Here is a 1,503-nt window from a genome sequence, read left to right as displayed (position 1 = left end):
GATATTTGATCTCCTTTTACATCGATCTTTTCGGCCATTAGAAAATCAACACCATAATTTTGTTCACAAAACTCTTGAATCTGCGCATTTGAACCCGGTTCCTGTTGTCCAAAATTATTTGCCGGAAAGCCAATAATGATGAGCTTATCGCCAAAGGTTTTGTGCAATTCCTCCAGATCTTTGTACTGTTTTGTGAAACCGCATTTTGAGGCAGTATTCACGATCAATATTTTCTTTCCCTTGAAATCGGACATTTTCACTTCTTGCCCATCAAGTGTCGTAAACTTAAAATCATAAAAATTGGGATTGCCAAATAACATTGACATATACACCATAATAGTTGCAATAATCATATCTAATTATTTTAAAGACTTAACAATGAATTACTCTCTCTTTCCAGTACCGCATCAAAAAGCTCGTTGATAGGAGATTTTAAAATAGTACCTACCTTTATCTGATGTGTTTCACAGACTTCCCGTAAAATTAAATCAAAACTATAAGCAATAGAACCTACAAAGTGACATGCATATTTATTATAGTCCGGATAGGTCAAAATCGAAGCTTGAACAAATTCTTCGAATCCACTCTTTACCAGATCAATAATAAAGGGATGGGTAATATTATCGGACATGAACGGCGCAAACGATGCTAAGAAAGCATTGGGACGTTCTTTTTGATAAACATTTTTGATGACGATCTCTTTATTTATTCTGTATTTGTTCGCAAATTTTTCATTCAGATCTTTCGGCATACGGCCATATAGAAAAAGTCTAACAAGATTTTTCCCGAAATATGCCCCTGACCCCTCATCACCTAATACATAGCCATTTCCATTATGCGATGGCATCAGCTCCTCTCCGTCAAAAAAACTCAAATCAGACCCTGTCCCTAATGTCGCTACATAACCTTTTTTATTACCACAGGTCGCTAAGGCACTACCAAAAAGATCATTCTCAACAGAAATGTAAGCATTTTCGAATAAGGGTGTCAATGCATTTGAAACCATTTCCCGACGATCAGGCGTAATGCATCCTGCACCAAAAAAATACAACTCAGTAACTTCATCGGCGTAGGGAATAATTTCGGGTATCTCCTTAATAACACGTGTGATTTCCTTTTCATTCACAAAAAAAGGATTGAGTCCATTTGTACTGAATGAGATAGGCGCACTATCTGGCAATTCCAACTTCCAATCCGACTTTGAAGAGCCGCTATCAACAACTAAGATCATACAAATTCTTGATTATTTTCCCCCTATAAACTACTGTATCAAACTTAGCAAAAATTCTGATAAAAAACAGATTTTTTGCTTCATCTCCCCAGCCCAATAAAAACGGGTATTTCATCCAAAGCAGCTATTATGCCTATCGATTTACACCTCATTTCTTAAATAAATTTATGTATATTGGAGGGTACTATTAGCTGCTTCCCGTCATTGTTCTTTTTCTACTGAAGGAACAATGATGGGGCACGCTGATTCATAATTGTAGAACCAACAATCTC

The 1,503-nt window shown here is 36.4% G+C and carries 2 protein-coding genes; both read right to left on the bottom strand.

The window, feature by feature from the left end; genetic code table 11:
- Nucleotides 1–353, bottom strand: a 353-nt coding sequence (locus B2X72_RS22295; protein WP_286851519.1) for a glutathione peroxidase, incomplete at its 3' end; no start/stop codon positions are given.
- Nucleotides 354–364: 11 nt separating this feature from the next.
- Nucleotides 365–1,231, bottom strand: a complete 867-nt coding sequence (locus tag B2X72_RS22290) for an N-acetylglucosamine kinase (protein WP_088162780.1) — start codon at nucleotides 1,229–1,231, stop codon at nucleotides 365–367.
- Nucleotides 1,232–1,503 lie beyond the last annotated feature (272 nt).

Source organism: Sphingobacterium sp. UBA7253 (assembly GCF_002472745.1).
In the GTDB taxonomy this organism is placed as follows: Bacteria; Bacteroidota; Bacteroidia; order Sphingobacteriales; family Sphingobacteriaceae; genus Sphingobacterium; species Sphingobacterium siyangense.
This window is presented reverse-complemented; position numbering and strand designations above follow the sequence as displayed.